The organism is Paractinoplanes rhizophilus (assembly GCF_042664765.1).
Classification (GTDB): domain Bacteria; phylum Actinomycetota; class Actinomycetes; order Mycobacteriales; family Micromonosporaceae; genus Actinoplanes; species Actinoplanes rhizophilus.
Map to the genome: position 1 here is coordinate 1 of NZ_JBHTBJ010000120.1, position 993 is coordinate 993.

Consider the following 993-nt stretch of genomic DNA (forward strand, 5'->3'; position numbering starts at 1 on the left):
TGAGCTGATCTCAACGACTTTCCGGTAGGTATTTGTATTCGAAATGGGTGAGGTGCAGCGCTGCGGCGAGGATGTCGCTGGTCCGGCGCGGGCTCGCGGTGGTGTGCCGCAGCGTTTTCCACCGCCCGATCAGGATCGCGAAGCCGCGTTCGCCTTGCCAGCGCAGGCCGCGGAGGAGCCGGTTGACGGTGCGGTTGGCGATCGACAGGCGTTTACCGTCGGCAGGCTGTTTGGCCGGGGTTTTGATGCCGTGCCCAGCGCCGTCGTAGCCGGAGTCAGCCAGGGTGGGCAGGTCCAGCTCGCCGGCGGCCCAGTTCAACGTGGCGGTGATGCCCTGGGTCTGGGCGCAGGTCAGGTCGTGCAGGTGGCCCGGCATGGCGGCGGAGGTCCACACCGGCAGACCGTCGGGGCGCATGACGGCTTGGATGTTGGCGCCGAAGTCGCGGTGCTTGCCGGAGTACCAGGCGTCGATGACCTCGCCTTTGACGCTGATCGTGGTTTCGGTCAGCCGGTCGCAGTCGAACAGCTTCCCGTCGAGAATGACGTACGCCCAGCCGTCGTCGGCTACCCGGCGCAGTGCGGTGTGCAGATCGGTGGCCTGGGCGGCGAGCACGGCGATGCCTTCGTCGAGGTAGCGGTAGGCGGTGGCCCGGGAGATCCCGAACCCGGCGCCCAGCAGCGTCACATCCTCGTGTTTGCGGAACCAGACCAGCACCATCAACGCCTGGTAGAAGCAGGTCAACGCGCGGGTTCCGGTCCGGGTACCGCGGGCGCGGCGTTCGGCGGCCAGCAGCCGGCCGACGTACTGCACGAGTTCCCTGGGGACATCGATCATGGCACGATACGACAGCACGTGGGGTCCTCACCGTGTGGGTGATCTTGTGGTGAGAACTACCTACCGAGGGCCCCACGTCCGATTCCAGCACCGCCGGATTCGACACCCTTCGTCCGTGTCGTACCAATCAATACTTATGCGTCGCTGAGATCAGCTCA

General features: G+C 66.1%; 1 protein-coding gene. It reads right to left on the reverse strand.

What is annotated here, in order from left to right; all coding sequences use genetic code 11:
• Positions 1–10: 10 nt before the first annotated feature.
• Positions 11–835 (reverse strand): transposase family protein, encoded by an 825-nt coding sequence (locus ACFQS1_RS40485; protein ID WP_378978388.1) that lies wholly within the window; start codon positions 833–835, stop codon positions 11–13.
• Positions 836–993 lie beyond the last annotated feature (158 nt).